This is a genomic window from Paraburkholderia sp. 31.1 (genome assembly GCF_014397645.1).
Classification (GTDB): domain Bacteria; phylum Pseudomonadota; class Gammaproteobacteria; order Burkholderiales; family Burkholderiaceae; genus Paraburkholderia; species Paraburkholderia tuberum.
In genome coordinates this window covers 14,927-30,906 of sequence record NZ_VZQN01000015.1, presented here as the reverse complement: position 1 = coordinate 30,906, position 15,980 = coordinate 14,927, and the positions used below count along the sequence as shown (strand labels likewise).

At 60.4% G+C, this 15,980-nt stretch carries 15 protein-coding genes; 7 read left to right on the top strand and 8 right to left on the bottom strand.

Annotated features, from left to right (window positions below):
• Positions 1-45: 45 nt before the first annotated feature.
• Positions 46-840 (top strand): enoyl-CoA hydratase/isomerase family protein, encoded by a 795-nt coding sequence (locus F6X37_RS13620; RefSeq protein ID WP_090808869.1) that lies wholly within the window; start codon positions 46-48, stop codon positions 838-840.
• 63 nt (positions 841-903) lie between these two features.
• Positions 904-1,599, top strand: coding sequence for an SDR family NAD(P)-dependent oxidoreductase (locus F6X37_RS13615; RefSeq protein WP_187611760.1), 696 nt, complete (start codon positions 904-906; stop codon positions 1,597-1,599).
• Positions 1,600-1,661: 62 nt separating this feature from the next.
• Here F6X37_RS13615 and F6X37_RS13610 read toward each other — a convergent pair whose 3' ends face one another.
• Complete coding sequence (locus tag F6X37_RS13610) at positions 1,662-2,813, bottom strand: NADH:flavin oxidoreductase (RefSeq protein WP_187611668.1); 1,152 nt, start codon at positions 2,811-2,813, stop codon at positions 1,662-1,664.
• Here F6X37_RS13610 and F6X37_RS13605 point away from each other — a divergent pair.
• Positions 2,813-3,388, top strand: coding sequence for a PaaI family thioesterase (locus F6X37_RS13605; protein WP_262419901.1), 576 nt, complete (start codon positions 2,813-2,815; stop codon positions 3,386-3,388). The two genes, F6X37_RS13610 and F6X37_RS13605, sit on opposite strands and share 1 nt — an antisense overlap.
• A gap of 33 nt (positions 3,389-3,421) precedes the next feature.
• On the opposite strand, the gene F6X37_RS13600 is transcribed toward F6X37_RS13605, so the two are convergent.
• From F6X37_RS13600 to F6X37_RS13575, 6 genes are all read right to left on the bottom strand, one after another.
• Entirely contained in the window at positions 3,422-4,132 is a 711-nt protein-coding gene (locus tag F6X37_RS13600) for a TetR/AcrR family transcriptional regulator (RefSeq protein WP_184050320.1), read from the bottom strand.
• Positions 4,133-4,233: 101 nt separating this feature from the next.
• Complete coding sequence (locus tag F6X37_RS13595; RefSeq protein ID WP_187611667.1) at positions 4,234-5,598, bottom strand: hypothetical protein; 1,365 nt, start codon at positions 5,596-5,598, stop codon at positions 4,234-4,236.
• A 30-nt stretch (positions 5,599-5,628) separates the two neighbouring features.
• On the bottom strand, positions 5,629-6,480 hold the full coding sequence (locus F6X37_RS13590) for an oxidoreductase (protein WP_187611666.1): 852 nt from the start codon (positions 6,478-6,480) through the stop codon (positions 5,629-5,631).
• Between the two features lie 36 nt (positions 6,481-6,516).
• On the bottom strand, positions 6,517-7,902 hold the full coding sequence (locus F6X37_RS13585; protein WP_187611665.1) for a hypothetical protein: 1,386 nt from the start codon (positions 7,900-7,902) through the stop codon (positions 6,517-6,519).
• Entirely contained in the window at positions 7,902-9,146 is a 1,245-nt protein-coding gene (locus tag F6X37_RS13580) for an acyl-CoA reductase (RefSeq protein ID WP_262419900.1), read from the bottom strand. Before F6X37_RS13580 ends, F6X37_RS13585 begins: the two co-directional genes overlap by 1 nt.
• 292 nt (positions 9,147-9,438) lie before the next feature.
• Positions 9,439-9,819, bottom strand: coding sequence for a MarR family winged helix-turn-helix transcriptional regulator (locus tag F6X37_RS13575; RefSeq protein WP_262419899.1), 381 nt, complete (start codon positions 9,817-9,819; stop codon positions 9,439-9,441).
• 84 nt (positions 9,820-9,903) lie between these two features.
• On the opposite strand from F6X37_RS13575, the gene F6X37_RS13570 reads away from it, so the two are divergent.
• Complete coding sequence (locus F6X37_RS13570) at positions 9,904-11,043, top strand: phosphotransferase (protein WP_262419898.1); 1,140 nt, start codon at positions 9,904-9,906, stop codon at positions 11,041-11,043.
• Positions 11,044-11,065: 22 nt separating this feature from the next.
• On the top strand, positions 11,066-12,013 hold the full coding sequence (locus F6X37_RS13565) for an SDR family NAD(P)-dependent oxidoreductase (RefSeq protein ID WP_262419897.1): 948 nt from the start codon (positions 11,066-11,068) through the stop codon (positions 12,011-12,013).
• A 270-nt stretch (positions 12,014-12,283) separates the two neighbouring features.
• On the opposite strand, the gene F6X37_RS13560 is transcribed toward F6X37_RS13565, so the two are convergent.
• The gene (locus tag F6X37_RS13560; protein ID WP_187611663.1) at positions 12,284-12,628 is read right to left on the bottom strand and encodes a BON domain-containing protein; all 345 of its coding nucleotides are present in this window, start codon (positions 12,626-12,628) and stop codon (positions 12,284-12,286) included.
• Between the two features lie 493 nt (positions 12,629-13,121).
• Here F6X37_RS13560 and F6X37_RS13555 point away from each other — a divergent pair, with 493 nt between their 5' ends.
• Together F6X37_RS13555 and F6X37_RS13550 are read left to right on the top strand one after the other, a co-directional pair.
• Positions 13,122-14,678, top strand: a complete 1,557-nt coding sequence (locus F6X37_RS13555) for a methyl-accepting chemotaxis protein (RefSeq protein ID WP_187611757.1) — start codon at positions 13,122-13,124, stop codon at positions 14,676-14,678.
• Between the two features lie 66 nt (positions 14,679-14,744).
• A complete protein-coding gene (locus F6X37_RS13550) occupies positions 14,745-15,851 on the top strand; it encodes a lactonase family protein (protein WP_410451312.1) in 1,107 nt (368 codons plus the stop codon).
• The last annotated feature ends 129 nt before the right edge of the window (positions 15,852-15,980 follow it).

Below are 15,980 nucleotides of genomic sequence, written 5' to 3'. Positions count from 1 at the left end.
GGTCTTCCCGTCCCGCGCGATTTCTTCATTACGAACAGGTTAGCCATGAATATTTCGGACTATCAGGCGCTATTGCTCGAACGCGAAGGCGGCGTCTTGACCGTTACGCTCAACCGCCCGGAAACGTTGAACGCGTTCGACGAGCAAATGGACATTGAGATGTCGCGGCTTTTTCTCGATGTCGCCGAGGACGTTGAGACCCGTGTCGTGGTGTTGACGGGCGCGGGGCGGGCTTTTAGCGCGGGCGGCGATATCGAGCATATGCAGCAGGTCATCGACAACCCCACGCTGTTCCTCGAAGGCATGCAGCGTGCAAAGAAAATTGTCTTCTCGATGCTGGATTGTCCGAAGCCGGTCATCGCCAAGATCAACGGTCATGCAATTGGTCTCGGCGCGACGATCGCGCTGTTCTCGGATCTTAGCTACGCGGCCAATCATGCAAAGATTGGCGATCCGCACGTGAAAGTCGGCTTCGTGGCGGGCGATGGCGGCGCGGTGATCTGGCCGCAGCTCGTGGGCTATGCGAAGGCCAAGGAATACCTGTTGACGGGGGATCTCGTCACCGCGGAAGAGGCGGCACGACTGGGTCTCATCAATCATGCCGTACCGGCCGACCAGCTGGATGCGGTGGTCGACGCGATGGCGAAGCGTCTCGCAAACGGCGCTTCGCGCGCCATCCAGTGGACCAAGGCGTCGATCAACATCGGCCTGAAGCAACTTGCGCATGCCATTCTCGACGCGTCGATTGCATACGAGGCGCTGTCGAACCTGACGGAAGACCATCAAGAGGCGGTCAACGCGTTTCGCGAGAAACGCGAGCCGGTGTTCAAGGGACGTTGAGCTTTTACAGTGTCCGGCGCCAGCGGTACAGGCGGCGCCGGGCGCGGCGAGGGAGTGATGCACATGCAACGGGTAGTGGCGATAACGGGTGGATTCGGCACGCTTGGGCGCACGGTTGGTCGCGTGTTTGCCGAGAACGGCTGGAAGGTCGCGCTGATCGACAAGGCGCTCGAGCCGGAGAAGGCGAGCGCGGAGCAGCTGCACGCTTCCTGGTGGCGAGGAGGCGTCGAGCTGACTGATCTCGATGCGGCGCGCTCGGCGCTTTCCGCGGTCGTCGAGCAGCTTGGCAGGCTCGATGCGATCGTCAATGTAGCGGGAGGCTTTCGCTGGGAAACGCTGGCGGACGGCAGTCTCGACACCTGGGATCTGATGTACCGGACGAACGTGCGCACGGCGGCGACTGCGTCGAAAGCGGCACTCGACCATATTGCCGACAGCGCGGAGGGCGGACGCATCATCAATATTGGAGCCGGCGCTGCGGTGAAGGCGGGCGCGGGCATGGGAGCGTATGCGGCCTCGAAGTCGGGGGTGATGCGTTTGACTGAGGCGCTGGCCGAAGAACTCAAAGGCCGTTCCATTACCGTCAACGCTATCTTGCCAGGCATCATCGATACGCCACAGAACCGCAAGGATATGCCCGACGCTGACTTTTCCCGCTGGGTACGGCCTGAAGAAATTGCCGAGGTGATTCTCTTTCTCGCGTCTGGCGCCGCGTCGGGGGTGACCGGTGCGTTGATTCCTGTCACCGGGCGTACGTAAAGATCCCGAACCGGAAATAGCAGTTGACGCCGGAGTCAACGGCGCCAACTGCAAATCGCGTTTCAGCTGAGGTGTGCGAGCGAGTCGTTGCTGAACCCGAGGAACGGCTCGCCAAGCCGTACGCGCCGCGCCCAGTTCGGATCATGTAGAAGCGAGCGTCCCACGCCAACAAGATCGAACTCGCCGCGTGAGAAACGATCGAGCAGGGCAGTGAGGTCGGGCTGCGCCGATGTCGCGGCCCCGGCCATTGAATCGTAGTAGCCCTTGTTAATGCCGATCCCACCAACAGTCATCGAAAGCTTGCCGGTTACCTTCTTCACCCAACCGGCGAGATTCATCTCTGAGCCCGCGAATTCCGCCCGGTTGAAATAGCGGGTGCTCGCCTCGAAGATGTCGACGCCAGCATCCGCGAGCGGCGCGAGAATGTGCTCGAGTTCGTGCGGGTCGTTGGCGAGACGCGCGCGGAAATCCTGCTGCTTCCACTGGGAGAAGCGGAACGTGATCGGCATCGTCGCGCCGATCGCTTCGCGGATTGCGCGGACAACTTCGGCGGCAAAGCGGCTGCGCGCCGTGAGATCCTTGCCCCATCGATCCGTGCGTTGATTGGTTTCCGCCCACAAAAAAGCGTCGATCAGATAGCCGTGAGCTCCGTGAATCGCGATGCCGTCGAAGCCGGCGGCCGTCGCATAGCGCGCGCTTCGACCATAGGCTGCAATGACGTCCGCGATCTCGGCATCGGTCATCGGGCGAGTTGGCGGCATGACGCGCTCCATGTAACCTGCGTTGAGCGATGTCGTTCGTCCTTCCGGTCCCCACAGTCCCGATGGGCGCAGTGGCGAAGCGGCCGGGAAGGGGCCCGTATTCGCCTCTTTCATGGGTCCCATATGCCACAACTGAGGAAAGATGATTCCGCCGCTAGCGTGAACTTCGTCCGTCACGCGTCGCCACGCGGCAACTGATTCCTCTCCGGCGAGCATGGGAATCGAATTTTCCCCGAGTCCGGCCTCGCCGAGCGCCGCGGGGTGATCGACGCCGACGCCTTCTGTGATGATCAGGCCTGTCTCGCCCTGCGCACGCCGCTTGTAGTAGGCGGCGACGTCACTACCGGGCAATCCGTTCGGCGAAAAGCCGCGAGTCATGGGTGACATGACGATACGGTTGGCAAGCGTGACCCCGCGCACGGTGAGAGGCGAAAAGAGCGAAGTGGTATTCATTGGTCATTCACATAGTTGACTTACGTGCGGATAATGATACGCTATGTTCTATCGATGAAAAAGCAAATATTGGCGCCGTCTCGCAGGCGGCGTTGAACAGGAGGATTGCATTGGAGCAAGCAGACTCATTGGCGGTAGACGCGCTCGAAGAGAGCGGCGCAAAGCTCATCCCGGAGGGCTTTGCGTTGATGCCGGAGTTCGGTCCCTTCCATCGGATGTTCGGACCTACCTACTTTCGCAAGAGCGAACGCGGACACGTCGTCGGCATGTACGTTCGCGAAGCGCATCGCAACCTTGGCCAGATGATGCACGGGGGCGCTGTTTGCATGCTGGCAGACACCGCCATCACGTGGGCGAGCAAGTATTCGCGTCAACCGGCCGTCAGGGTGTTGACGACGGGCTTGACGGTCAATTTCATGGGGAACGCGGAGCCGGGCGACTGGGTGGAAGCACACGTCGATGTTCTACGTTCGGGAAAGCGCGTGATTTTCTCCGACTGCCGGATCTGGGCGAATGCGAAATGCATCGCCCAGGCGTCGGGGCAATTCCAGGTGATGGGTGAAATTGACAGCTAGTGCGTCGGCGAGACCTGGATGGCCGCGCGAACGTTACGGCATTGACCTGGCTCGAACCTTATCCAGTGCCGCACGGTACCTCCACGCGGTCAACAGAAGCCGATGAATCCGCTCAGCCCGGCGTTTCCGTTCGGAACGAGTGGTCTGAACCGCGAGGTGCACTTCGGGCGCGCCTGTGACCAGTGTGAGAAGATCGCGCGCCGCGTTCGAGGGATCGTCGATGGCGATTACGCCGCTGAGCGCGGCGGCTTCCAGAACGCCGGTTAGCGGCTCCAGCATCGTCACCACGAACTGCAGAAACTGCTTTGCGACATCGGGAAAGCGAATCGCCTCGCCAATGACCATGCGTGAAGTGTGCATGCTGTCCGGTATTGCCATGTGTTCGACGAGCGCATCGATAAGGGATGCCATGTTCGTCGAAAAATCGCGGCCCGGTTCCAGGTGCTCCGAGATCTTGCCCCGCAGATCGGCCATCCCGCGCCAGACGATGGAGCGAAAAAGCTCTTCCTTCGTGCCGAACTGGCGATACACGGTCGTTTTGCTGACGCCAGCCAGCGATGCGATTTCCTCGACCCTGGCGGCGCCGAAACCTTCTCTGATGAACACGGATTTGGCGGCGTCGAGCAGCCGCTCGCGCAACTGAACTGCATCGTCGTGGGTGGGCCGGCCAGCCGTTCGAGGTTTGTCCGCCGCAGCGAGCCGCGAGGCTCCGTTGGGAGCCTGAACTGACATAGGTTTGTACATCAGGGAGTGTTTGATGTCGGAATCAGGACATCAGTATACTCATGAGCCCAAGAGGGCGCCAGTAATGGCGCCTCTGGGGCTCGGACCGCGCGCAGCAGGGCTCAAACGTTGATCATGCCACGTACATAAGACTCCATCGTGCCTGCGCACGAGAGCTTGTCTTCGCCTTCCTCGAGGTCGGCATAGCGGCCGACTTGACGGACCAGCGGCCCCTGCAGGCCGTCGGTGTTCCCCGCCGGTGAAAAGTCGACCACGACCTTGTCGCCAGTGATGAAACCACCCCAGTATCCTTCGGCCAGCAGGTCGAAAAACGCGAAGCGCCCCTCAACGACGCCCAGTCCATCCGCAGGATTCAGCAGTTGCTCTCCCGCCTTGTCGAGAACGAACGGGACGATCCACGGGCAGATTGCATAACCCTGCGCAACTTCCGACCAGGGGCCGGTTCCGATCATCTCGGACATGCCATAACTGTTCTGGATGTTCTTGGCACGAATACCGTAGAAGCGGATGATTTGCTCCCGATAGTCGGCGGGGGCCGAGGTGCCCTTCAAGCCGCCACCGGTGGTGATTACCGTATCCGGATGGCAGATGCCATCGGCGCTGCCGCGCTGACGGGCGCGCTCGACGAGCGTCCAGTGCAACGACCAGTTGCCCTGGACGAGCACCGGAACTTCGCGCTGCGCGGTCAGCTTGTCGAGAAACCGGTCGATCATCTTGCCGGTATGACGTTGGCGCGCCACCGCCTGCTCCTGAAACGCCGCGACCTCGCTCGGTTTCGCGGAGCCGTCGGCGATTGCGCGGCGCATGCGGCCCATCGAAATCGTTGCGGATGCGAGCACCGGTTCGTCGAACATCAGCGTGGTTTCCGCGCCGAGCCGTTGCGCTGCGTTCAGTACCGGTTCGATATGCCGATGCGCGCCGGCAGGTGGCATCATGAGGAAAGCCGGGCGCTTGCCGAAATCTCTTCGGATCATTGCGTTGCCGTACACGCCCAGTTTCACGCACGACTCGGTGACATTGTCGAGATCGGCTTGCGTCTGACTGATGAAGCTGCACTTGCCGGATGTGCCGCTCGAGCTGAAAACATGGTGTCCCGCTGTGCGCAGACGGTCCATCCATGCGTCGACGTTGTCCAAGCCGTCCAGATCGACTTCGGCTACCCGTTTGCTCGATAGCGTTTGCAGCCATGCCGAAAGATGCTTCCAGCGGCCGTTGTCGATGAATGACTCGGGGTAGCTCTTGTAGATCTGATGCGCGAACAGCAGGGGCACCATATCTTCATGGCGGGTCACCTCGTTGACGCCGACATCTTCCGCTCTGCGACGCAGTAGCCTGATCTGTTCGCGGCGCTCGGCGAAGCGCTCTTTCATGGCAGCGAGCTGAAGCTCGCGAAGGTTCTCGGGGTGCTTGCGAAACGGGTCGCTTTCACCGCGCAGCATTGCATAGAACGGGTCCAAAGCGGACATGTCGTCTCCAGGGCTATGAGTTGCCAGGCGTCAGTGGTCGAAGTCGGTGGAACTCGACACGTTGAGCCAGGCTTCGAGGTCGTGTTGCACGGACGAAAGTTTCTTCCGAACGAGGTCGACGGCGTCCGGACCTAGCGGTAGCCGCAGCGGTGGGACGTCTGCGGAAACCGCGCGCACGATGGCGTCGGCAGCCTTTGCCGGATCGCCCGTTTGCGTGCCGTGGTAGCTGCTCATGTAACGACGCATCTTGCCCACGGTCTCCGTATAGACGGGTGATTCGACCTCGCTCCACTTCAGCGATCCGCCCGCGAAATTGGTGCGGAAGCCACCCGGCTCGACCACGGTCACACGAATCCCGAACGGGCTCAGTTCACGAGCGAGCGATTCCGAAAGCCCTTCGATCGCATGCTTCGAAGCGCAATAGAAACTGCAGCCCGCGATGCCGATCACGCCGGCGACCGACGAGAAGTTCACGATATGACCGCAATTGCGCTCGCGAAAATGAGGCAGTACGGCGCGTATCACGTTGACCGTTCCAAACACGTTGGTATCGAACAACTGACGTGCTTCCGCGTCGGAGACCTCTTCAAATGCGCCGAAGAGACCGTAGCCCGCATTGTTGACGAGTACGTCGATCGGTCCCGCGCGCTCGATGGCCTGCTCGACGGCGAGAGGCACGGCTGCCGCGTCGGTCACGTCAAGCAGCACACCGTGGGCGCGTCCGGGTGCGAGATTTTCGAACGGCGTGATCTGTGCGTCATTTCGAACGGTCCCGACCACTTTGTCGCCGCGAGCGAGGACCGCCTGCGCAAGGGAACGGCCGAAGCCGGACGAAACGCCGGTAATGAACCACACGGCTGGGCTTGTCTGTGTTTCAGTCATTGTCGATTGGCCTTCAGATGAGTAGCAAACATCGATTTAGTTGGCGGTCCGGGCCTCGGTCATGTCGGCGATCTCTCCGCGAACGTAGGCGTCGATCGTTCCCGCGCAGGACAGCTTGTCGTCGCCGCCGGGCAAATCCTTGTAGCGCACCACGTCGCGAATGATCGGCGTGCGCACGCCGTCGATGCCGTGACCGAACTCCACGGTGACCTTGTCGCCGCTGATCACGCCGCCCCAGCGCCCATCCGCGAGCAGGTCGATCATGGCGAGCCGTCCCTCGACGATGCCTTTCCCGTCCGCAGGATTAAGCAGTTGTTCGCCGGTCGAGTCGAGCACCAGCGGGACGAGCCAGGGCGGGACCGTCCACGCCTTCGCTTCGTGAAACCACGGGCAAAAGCCCGATACTTCGCCCATGCCGTAGCCGTCGTTGAAGTTGGTCGCGTTGAAGTTGAAGAAGCGCTCGCACTGTTGCTGGAAATCTTCTGGCAGGTTCGCACCTTTCTTGCCGCCGCCGATACTAATGATCGTGTCGGGGTGAAAGTCGGCGTCAGGAATGCCACGCTGGCGCGCCGTGGCGACGATCTGATAAAGCATGCCCATCATGCCCATGATGAACATGGGCTCGTGACGCCGTTCGAGAAGTTGGTCGATGAACTGCCGGAAATCGGCTTGTACGCGTTCGCTGCGTTCTCGACTTTCGTTCTGGAAGGCTTCGATTTCACTGGGGAGCACGGTGCCGTCCGCGATGGCCCGCCGCATGCGCGCCATGCGCGTGGTGTGCGCGGCGCTTTGCGGCACATGCGACATGTAATGAAGGTCGCCCGGCATCGCAATCGATTCGGCGAACTTCGCCATGCGCTCCGTTCCGGTGTAGGAGCCGCAGGAGGGCGTCAAAAGGAACACGGGATAGCGACGCGACGGATCGCGCATGCCGCTCGCCGCCCAGCGAATGCCTTGGGAGAGGAGGCGCCAGCCGAGTTCGCGGTCGGCTTCGCTCTGGTAAATGAAGGACTGCTTGCCCGAGGTCCCGCTCGAACTCATCACGTAGTGGCCGTTTCGACGCAGCGCATGGATCCAGTCGTCGAGATCGGCGATCGTGCCGTAGTCGAGTCCGTCGATCTTGCGGGTTGTGAGCGTTTGAAGCCACGCCGTGAGGTGGCGCCATTTCCCCTGCTCGATGAACGAATCGGGATAGCTCTTGTAGACGGAGTCGGCAAAAAGCAATGGCACGGCGTCGCTCATGCTCTTCACTTCCGTCACTCCGGCCTCGCTTGCTCGCTTGTCGAGAATGCGAATCTGCTGCCGGCGCTGCGCGAAGCGCTCGCGCACGGCTTGCAGTTGCGCGGCATGGAGGCTTTCCGGCGCGTTGTGGAAGGGGTCTTGAAGATCCGTGAGTTGAAGCAGCGTGGAAAGGGCTTGCATTATTGCGTCTCCTCCGGATTCGGGCCCGATTCCTCCGAGACCCATTTCATGAATCGATGGATCGGGAACATGCCGTCGTGCGGATAGCCGCCAACCCCATCTGATATCGACTCGCCCAGCGCCACGATGCGTTGCACGCCAGCGCACGCGAGCGCGTCGCGCACCTCTGTGACCCGGTACGGCGGATAGATGCCGACCGTTTGCGTGGCGACGGTCGCATAGCGCGCACCGTCGCGCAGGCTTGCCACGGGAACGACGTTGACGGTCTTGCAAATGGGATGAAAATCGACCATTTCTTCCGAGCGAATGACGAGCCCCTTGCCGTCGTATCCGCCGAACACCCGGTAGAGCGGCTCCATCTCACGCAGCACATCAACCGCTTCGCGAATGTCGCTGGGCACCAGCGGGCCCTGGCCGTCGCCATAGCGAAAGTCCTGGCCGAGTGCCAGCGCCAGTTGCTCGGCATAGCGGTCGGCGTAGTCTTCGTCGCCTTCGATGAATTGATACCGGCTCGCGTTGCACGCGTCCTGGTTGAACGACAGCACATCGGCTGCGCCGGCACGCGCGACGTCGCGCAGCACCTCGTCGGATGCAAAGGCTTCACGGCCGACCAGCGAGATAGATACCTTCGGATCGAACGCGACCAGCTCGAGCCCGGGGCCAGCGTAGCGCATCACGTGCCGAACCGCGCTATCGCCGCCCCATACGACAATCTTGTCGAAGTACTGCGGACGATAAAGAATCGACTCGACATTTTCGTCTCCACCGCGCCAATACGCAGCCGAAAACGACTGGGTGACGGGATGATCCGGGTCGATGTCGGCCATCGTGCGCAGAATTGCAGTGGCCGTGAAAAGATCGTTCGAAGGCAGCTTGAGCAGGTGGACGCCTTTCGTCAGCGCCGCGCGCATGACCGTCATGGCTGCCACCATCGGCGAGTTGCCTGCGAGCACATGTACGAGGCGCGGAGGAAACGCGCGCAGACGACTCGGGCGCCCGCGCAGCGTGCGTGCCACCCAACCGTCGACGAGGCGCGCGTCGCCAAGACTTACGCGCAACTCGTCCTCGATCACCTCGCGTGCGAAAAGGTTGGGAATGTCGCGATAACAGTTTTCAAGAATCCGTCGCCCGAGCGGACTCACTTTGATCATTGACTCGAGCGCGGCCTGCATCAGCGGATTGACGTCCAGATGCAAACGCGGCCCCAGCTCGACAAGAAAGTCGATAACCTTCGCAATCGGCATATCGAAGGCGGGACCTGACTCAGCTCGCGGCCACACGAGGTCGTCAAGGTCGATCCTGGGCGTGCAGAAACCTTGGCCAAGATCACGCGACACGTGCCTGATGGCGCTTCCGGTGACAGTGCGACCGCGGTATACGTGAGGAACCGGCAGCGGCACGAGGCTGGGCTCCTGCGCCGGGTTCCCGCGTTGCCTTTCCGTTGTTTCGGGGTGCTCCATAAAAGCTCCTTTCAAATATCGATACGCGTTGACCTGGGGCGCAGACGCTGGTCCATTCCGAGCTTGCTATCGCTAGTCAGCTCAGATTGACGATCATCCGATCGAGTAAATGTTTGACGGTTCGGACTTCTTCGACCGTGAAGCCGCGAAGCTGCCGATTGCTTGCATCGACGATGTGCGGCAGGGTTCCGCGCAACAACTGGCGGCCGTTCGCAGTCAATGTGAGCTCGACACAGCGTCGGTCGGAAGTGCTGCGAATTCGTTCGATCAATCCTCTTTTTTCAAGCGAATCGAGCTTGCGGGTCATGATGCTGCTGTCAGCGAGCAGCACCCGGCACAAGGCAGTAGGTGTGCGAGCACGTCCGTCGTACAGTGCTTTCAGGATTCCCCACTGTATTGCTGAAAGCTCGCTCGCAGCGAGCTTTCCGTCGATTTCCTGCCAAAAAAGTAGCTGCATTTGCAAGCAACTATATGCACGGCATTCAAAATATGCAACGATAGGCGAGGTGTGGTTTTCCCCATGTTGCGACGGGGAGCAGGTATGCGCGACGATGCGCACGCGTCTTTTTGTTTGCAATCTTCGGGAGGAACCTTGTCGGAATCTGGTGTGGTAAGTGACATGGCGTTGCCTGTCGCTGTTGAGGAAGTGACCGCAAAGTGGCTAAGCTCCGCGATCGCGTTCCGCTTTCCCGGCGCCGCAGTAACTTCGTGCCGGCACGTGGAGGTATTGCCGGGTACGTCGACCAAGGTACGCGTCGCACTCGAGTACAACGACGCGGGACAGGCAATGGCGCTGCCGGCGCGCATGATCGTCAAGGGCGGTTTCGAGGATCACAGTCCTTCGATGAGAGACATGTATCGCAACGAAATGCGGTTTTATCGCGACGTTCTACCGTTCATCAACATGAACGCGCCTAGATGCTTTTTTGCAGGCACGGATCCTGACGCCTGGCAATCGGTCGTAGTGATGGAAGACCTGCGCGAGCGTAACGTTCAGTTTTGCCGTGCCCAGCAATCGCAGGGCTACGAACAAGTCGCCCTACGGTTGAGTGCGATGGCGCGCTATCACGCGCAAACATGGAACAGCCGGGAGTTCGACAAGGGAGGTCGGCTCGAATGGGTGGGAGAGCGCTTTTCGGACTGGTCGCTGGAATACCAGAACCGATACCTCGAACCGGACGTCTGGGCGCACTACATATCGCTGCCGAGAGGAGCGGCAGTAAGCCGCTATCTGCACGATCGGGACTGGATGATGGCATCTCTCGCGCGCATTGCGCGCGAACATAAGAGCAAACCGGTATGCCTTATTCATGGCGATACGCATCTGGGAAATCTGTACGTCGAAGCTGACGGGACGCCAGGTTTTTTCGATGCCCAGGTCAGTCGGGCGCCTTGGAGCCTCGAGGTTGCCTATCACATAGGGTGCGCACTCGATATCGAGGACCGTCGCTCATGGGAGCGGTCGCTGCTCGAACACTATCTTTCGCAGCTGGCGATTGGCGGGGTCGAGGCGCCCGATTTCGACGAAGCGTGGAACGACTATCGACGCGATCTCGCGTATGGATACTTCATCTTTGCGATTAACGAAACCCGCTTCCAGACCGAAGCAGTGAACACCGCGTATGCGGCACGCTTTGGCGCGGCATTGTTGGATCACGGCACGGTGCGCGAATCGACATGATCCAGGCCAATAATGCAACCATATGTTGCATTATTGGCCTCGCGAGACTAAGCTCGACCATCGGCAGCCTCCTGGCGAGTTATGGCTTGAACGTGCAGGTGCTCGCTCGAACGTTCCAGATGACAGTCGACTTTCATCAACCGATTACAGCATGCCTGTTCCGAAAATCTTTCATCAACGTTTAAGCGGCAAGATCGCGATTGTGACCGGCGCAGGATCGCTCGGTCAGGGATTTGGCACGGGCAAGGCCATTGCCTGTCTTTTTGCGGCGGAGGGCGCGTCCGTCTGCCTCGTCGATCAGCAGTACGAGCGGGCGGCGGAAACGCTCGCGCTGATCACGGAAGCGGGCGGCCGAGCGTTCGTATCGACCGGCGATATCACGGACGGCGCTGTCTGTGCGCGCATTGTCGAAGAGACCGTTCAGCGGTATGGAGGCCTGGACATTCTCATCAACAACGTCGGTATCTCAGGCGCGCCGGGGCGATTGCAGGACGTCGACGAAGCGTCCTGGGACCGTGTGATCGACGTCAATCTGAAAAGTGCGTTCTTGATGAGCCGAAGTGCGGTGCCGAAGATCGTGGCGCGCGGGGGCGGGGCCATCGTCAACATCGGTTCGGTCGCAGGCATCCGCAGCCACGGGTCGGCCGCGTATGGCTCGTCAAAGGCGGGAATGGTCGGCTTTACGCGTGAACTCGCGGTGATGTACGGCAGCGATCAGGTTCGTGCCAACGCGATTGCTCCGGGGCATATTTTTACGCCAATGGTGGAAAGCATGCTTGACGATAAGGCTCGCGAACGTCGCCGCAAGATCGCGCCCCTCCCATTGGAGGGAGATGCATGGGACGTCGCGGCCGCCGCGCTGTTTCTCGCCAGCGACGAATCGCGATTCATTACTGGCACGTGCTTACCCGTGGACGGTGGCGTGACGCAGATTGCGGCGCTTGCGGCGTACGATCTGGTCCAGCAATAGCCACCGTATCGGGCGGGGTACGTCGGGCAGCAAAGCGTCACTTTCCGCTGTGCTTTCCTGGCCAAATTTTCGGGTAACTTAGCGGGGCCGAATTTGACCCGCGTTACAGGAAACGGCACCTGTCTGGCACTGGCATGGCCGTCGAATTGCGGTTCATGCCAATCGCCCCTTTGCTCGGCCCTGGATAAATATCGCGCTCGATCCGAACGATCTGTCGATGTTCGTCCAGGTCGTCCGCGCCTGGTTCGTCTGTTTTCCGGCAAACGCGCGTCATTGCGGCCTGAGGTGCAGATCGTTGCTCACGGATTGCACCCCCGGCACGCCGCGCGTCACGGCAAGCGCTTTCTGAATCTGTGCCTCCGAATCCACGAATCCTGACAACTGCACGACGCCTCGATACGTCGCGACGCTCATCGGCAAGGATCTCAGTTCCGGGTTCGCGACGAGCGCCTGCTTCACCCGGGCGGCGAGCGCAGCGTCGTCAGCGGCGATCTTCCCCGGCGCTGTCAAGGGCGGCGTCACCGTGGACTTACAGCCGCTGGCGAACACGAACGCTGGCAATGCGAACGCCGCGACGATCAGCAATCGGCTTTTGATGTATGGCGCGTTTCGCATGTCGGCTATGAAATCCTGATTCGATAAGCGCTAAATGGTGGACTGAAAAGCGCGCCGAGTGGCGAAGGGATACGGCGCATCTCGGCTTACAAGCTACCTGTATTGGCAGGGCAACCCTTCGCGTCGATTTGGCGAGGCGAATCAGGCGTAGCAATTGCGCAGGTACGAGAGAACGAGTATCTGACTATCGCCATTGCAGTTTCCCACGAACTGCATACGTTAGTTGAGGACGGTATCTGAAGAAGTTTTCCCATGTCTGAGCCTGTCAATCCTCCCAATACCCGGGCGAGCGGGTTTCAAGGTGTCACGCGGAGGGTCGCACTGTCATCGGTCCGCTGGTCAAAGCGCCGCACGGGGGCAACGAAGACCCTTGAAGCGCCACGCCAGAAGTCTGATGTCCCGGCACAAAGCCTATCTGCATGCCCATTTTCTAAAGAGATCGCGGAATCTGCCGATAAAGAGGTCATCGTACAACACCGGGTTGAAAAGTAGCATGAGAAACGTATCGGTTCGAAATAGTCTCCTGACTGTCTTTCTGATCTTTGCGGCGATGATTTTGCTGGGTGGCGTGATCGGTGTCGCCACGCTCAGCCGCGCGAATGCCAATCTCAACCGCATCCATCAGATTGCGACGCAGGAAATTCTCGTCAACGACGCATACAAGGACTCCACACGCACTCGAGCCGCGTTGACACGAGCCTACTCAGCTCTAAAGGAGCGCAACGACGAGACGACGCGAGACTCGGCATTGAAGAGCGCCGAAACGACGATGAACCGGGCGGCTGCGGAAACCGAGTCGTTTCGAAGCGCCGCCGTTTTTCGTGGCCAGGACGACGGGTTGAAGCAGCAGTTGATCGAATCGTCAGTCAACCTCGCCGCGATTCTGAAGAAAGCCTCCGATGCTCTGCGTGCCGGCGATACGAACGCCTACGCCGCTATCAACGATCACGACATTACGTCAACCGGTGTGGCGTATTCGGTGAATGTCGAGAAATTCCAGAGCATGGCTAACAGGTTGTCGAACGATGCCATCGCGCAGGTCGATCGCGAATATACGTGGGTCGTCAGCCTGGTCATTTTCGGAGTGAGCGCGGCGTTGGTCCTGATCGTCGCTGCGCATTTCGCGCTGCGGCGCATCGTGACGACTCCGCTGAACGACGCCGCCAATCTGCTCGACCGAATCGCGGCGAATGATCTGACAGCGCGCATCCCCGAGGCGAGCGGCAACGAGATCGGTCAGCTATTCGCGGCGATGCAGCGGATGCAGCGTGGTTTGGCTCGGACAGTGGCGAACGTGCGCAACAATTGCGAGGCCATTTACGGCGGCGCGCGCGAGATTGCCGCGGGCAATGTGGATCTGTCGAGCCGCACAGAGCAGCAATCAGCGGCACTGGAAGAAACCGCGGCCAGCATGGAGCAATTGACGTCCACCGTCAAACAGAACGCGGATAACGCGCAGCAGGCAAGTGCACAGGCTTCGAGCGCAGCCGATGTCGCCGAGCAGGGCGGCGAAGTGGTCGAGCGCGCCATCGAGACAATGAATTCAATCAGCCAGAGTTCGCGGAGGATCGCCGAGATCACCGGGATGATCGACAGCATCGCATTTCAGACCAATATCCTTGCGCTGAATGCGGCGGTCGAATCGGCACGGGCCGGTGAGCAGGGACGCGGCTTCGCCGTGGTCGCAAGCGAAGTTCGCAGTCTAGCTCTGCGCAGCGCGGACGCCGCCCGAGAGATCAAGACCTTGATCGGCGCCTCGGTCGAGGACGTGGCTAACGGCAATAGCCTGGTCGCGCAGGCGGGTCAGTCGATGAAGCAGATTGTTAGCGCCGTGCGCGGCGTGGCCACCATCATGAATGAAATCAAGGCAGCAACGATCGAGCAGAGCACGGGCATCGAACAGGTCGGCCAGGCGGTTACGCAGATGGACCAGGTGACTCAACAGAATGCGGCACTCGTCGAAGAAGCCGCCGCTGCCGCGAGCGCGCTCGAACAGCAGGCGCAGTCAATGACGGATGCAGTCTCGGCATTCCGCCTCGCCGCGCAATAGAAGCTCCGATTGACCGACGCAAAGCGCTGGTCGATTCAGACAATCTAAATCATTTCTAACTGGGGTATGAATATGAACGTTAAAGGCGTGCTGGGCGCCACCGCAATTCTGATTGCCGGTGCTTCCCTCTCCTGCATGTCACAGGCCGCGACGTACGCATATGTATCGAATGCAGATAGTCAGAATATCTCGGTTTTCAGTCTCGACAAGTCGAACGGCTCGCTTGCGCCCGTGGAGACTGTGTCTGTCGGTGCAACGGTGATGCCGATGGCGTTTTCGCCGGATCACCTTCGGCTCTACGCAGGACTGCGTTCGAAGCCTTATCGCGTGGTGAGCTTTGCGGTCAATCCGCTCGATGGCCGGCTGATCGAACTCGGCAGGGCGCCGCTTGCGGATAGCATGGCGTATATCTCGACGGACGCAAACGGCCGTTACCTCTTTTCCGCGTCATATGGCGGCAACCTTCTGGCGGTGAACCAGATCGGCGCGGATGGTGTGGTCGGCAACGTACAGCAGACCGTCAAGACCGGCCCGATGGCTCATGCGATCCGCAACGCTCCGGACAACCGTTTCGTATTCGCGTCGGTTCTCGGCGCGGATGCCTGGCTCCGTCTCAAGTTCGACGCCTCGAATGGGCAGTTGACCGAGGACACCGCGCCCGCCTATTCGTTGCCGCCGAAATCGGGACCACGTCACTTCGTATTCTCGCCGGATCATCGCTTCACGTACCTGATCGATGAACTCGACGGCAAGCTGCACGTACTCGCCTTCGATAGCACCCGCGACACCGTCAAGCCGGTCGAAACAGTCTCGATCCTGCCGCCCGATTTCTCCGGCGACAAGCCATGGGGGGCCGATCTCCACCTGACCCCGGACGGGCGATTCCTGTTTGCATCGGAGCGCACATCGAGCACGCTCGCGGCGTACAAGGTGAACGCTGCCTCTGGCAAGCTGACGCGTATCGGTACGTACCAGACGGAAAAGCAACCGCGTGGATTCAATATCGATCCGTCCGGCAAGTACTTGCTGGCTGTCGGGCAATTATCGACGAGCCTTAGCGTTTACAACATCGATCGTAAGACTGGCAAGTTGAGTGCGATCGGACAGTATCCGGTCGGCAAGGGCGCGAACTGGGTTGAACTCGTGGAGTTTGATGGCACGAACGCCGATTGAGGTTTGATTCCCGGATCGTCGTGCGGTGAGCATGGCGTTCCTGCTTCGGCTTTCACTGGGCGCCACGATTTGCGTTTTGTCGGCGGTGATGCGTCCAGTCTTCCGAGAGGTGGCGCTGCCTTGGAAAGC

Excerpts from the sequence above, each read along its gene's own strand:
- F6X37_RS13620 (WP_090808869.1), top strand. The coding sequence starts at position 46 with ATGAATATTTCGGACTATCAGGCGCTATTGCTCGAACGCGAAGGCGGC.
- F6X37_RS13615 (WP_187611760.1), top strand. The coding sequence starts at position 904 with ATGCAACGGGTAGTGGCGATAACGGGTGGATTCGGCACGCTTGGGCGC.
- F6X37_RS13610 (WP_187611668.1), bottom strand. The coding sequence starts at position 2,813 with ATGAATACCACTTCGCTCTTTTCGCCTCTCACCGTGCGCGGGGTCACG.
- F6X37_RS13600 (WP_184050320.1), bottom strand. The coding sequence starts at position 4,132 with ATGTACAAACCTATGTCAGTTCAGGCTCCCAACGGAGCCTCGCGGCTC.
- F6X37_RS13595 (WP_187611667.1), bottom strand. The coding sequence starts at position 5,598 with ATGTCCGCTTTGGACCCGTTCTATGCAATGCTGCGCGGTGAAAGCGAC.
- F6X37_RS13590 (WP_187611666.1), bottom strand. The coding sequence starts at position 6,480 with ATGACTGAAACACAGACAAGCCCAGCCGTGTGGTTCATTACCGGCGTT.
- F6X37_RS13585 (WP_187611665.1), bottom strand. The coding sequence starts at position 7,902 with ATGCAAGCCCTTTCCACGCTGCTTCAACTCACGGATCTTCAAGACCCC.
- F6X37_RS13580 (WP_262419900.1), bottom strand. The coding sequence starts at position 9,146 with ATGCCGATTGCGAAGGTTATCGACTTTCTTGTCGAGCTGGGGCCGCGT.
- F6X37_RS13575 (WP_262419899.1), bottom strand. The coding sequence starts at position 9,819 with ATGCAGCTACTTTTTTGGCAGGAAATCGACGGAAAGCTCGCTGCGAGC.
- F6X37_RS13570 (WP_262419898.1), top strand. The coding sequence starts at position 9,904 with ATGCGCGACGATGCGCACGCGTCTTTTTGTTTGCAATCTTCGGGAGGA.
- F6X37_RS13565 (WP_262419897.1), top strand. The coding sequence starts at position 11,066 with ATGTTGCATTATTGGCCTCGCGAGACTAAGCTCGACCATCGGCAGCCT.
- F6X37_RS13560 (WP_187611663.1), bottom strand. The coding sequence starts at position 12,628 with ATGCGAAACGCGCCATACATCAAAAGCCGATTGCTGATCGTCGCGGCG.
- F6X37_RS13555 (WP_187611757.1), top strand. The coding sequence starts at position 13,122 with ATGAGAAACGTATCGGTTCGAAATAGTCTCCTGACTGTCTTTCTGATC.
- F6X37_RS13550 (WP_410451312.1), top strand. The coding sequence starts at position 14,745 with ATGAATATGAACGTTAAAGGCGTGCTGGGCGCCACCGCAATTCTGATT.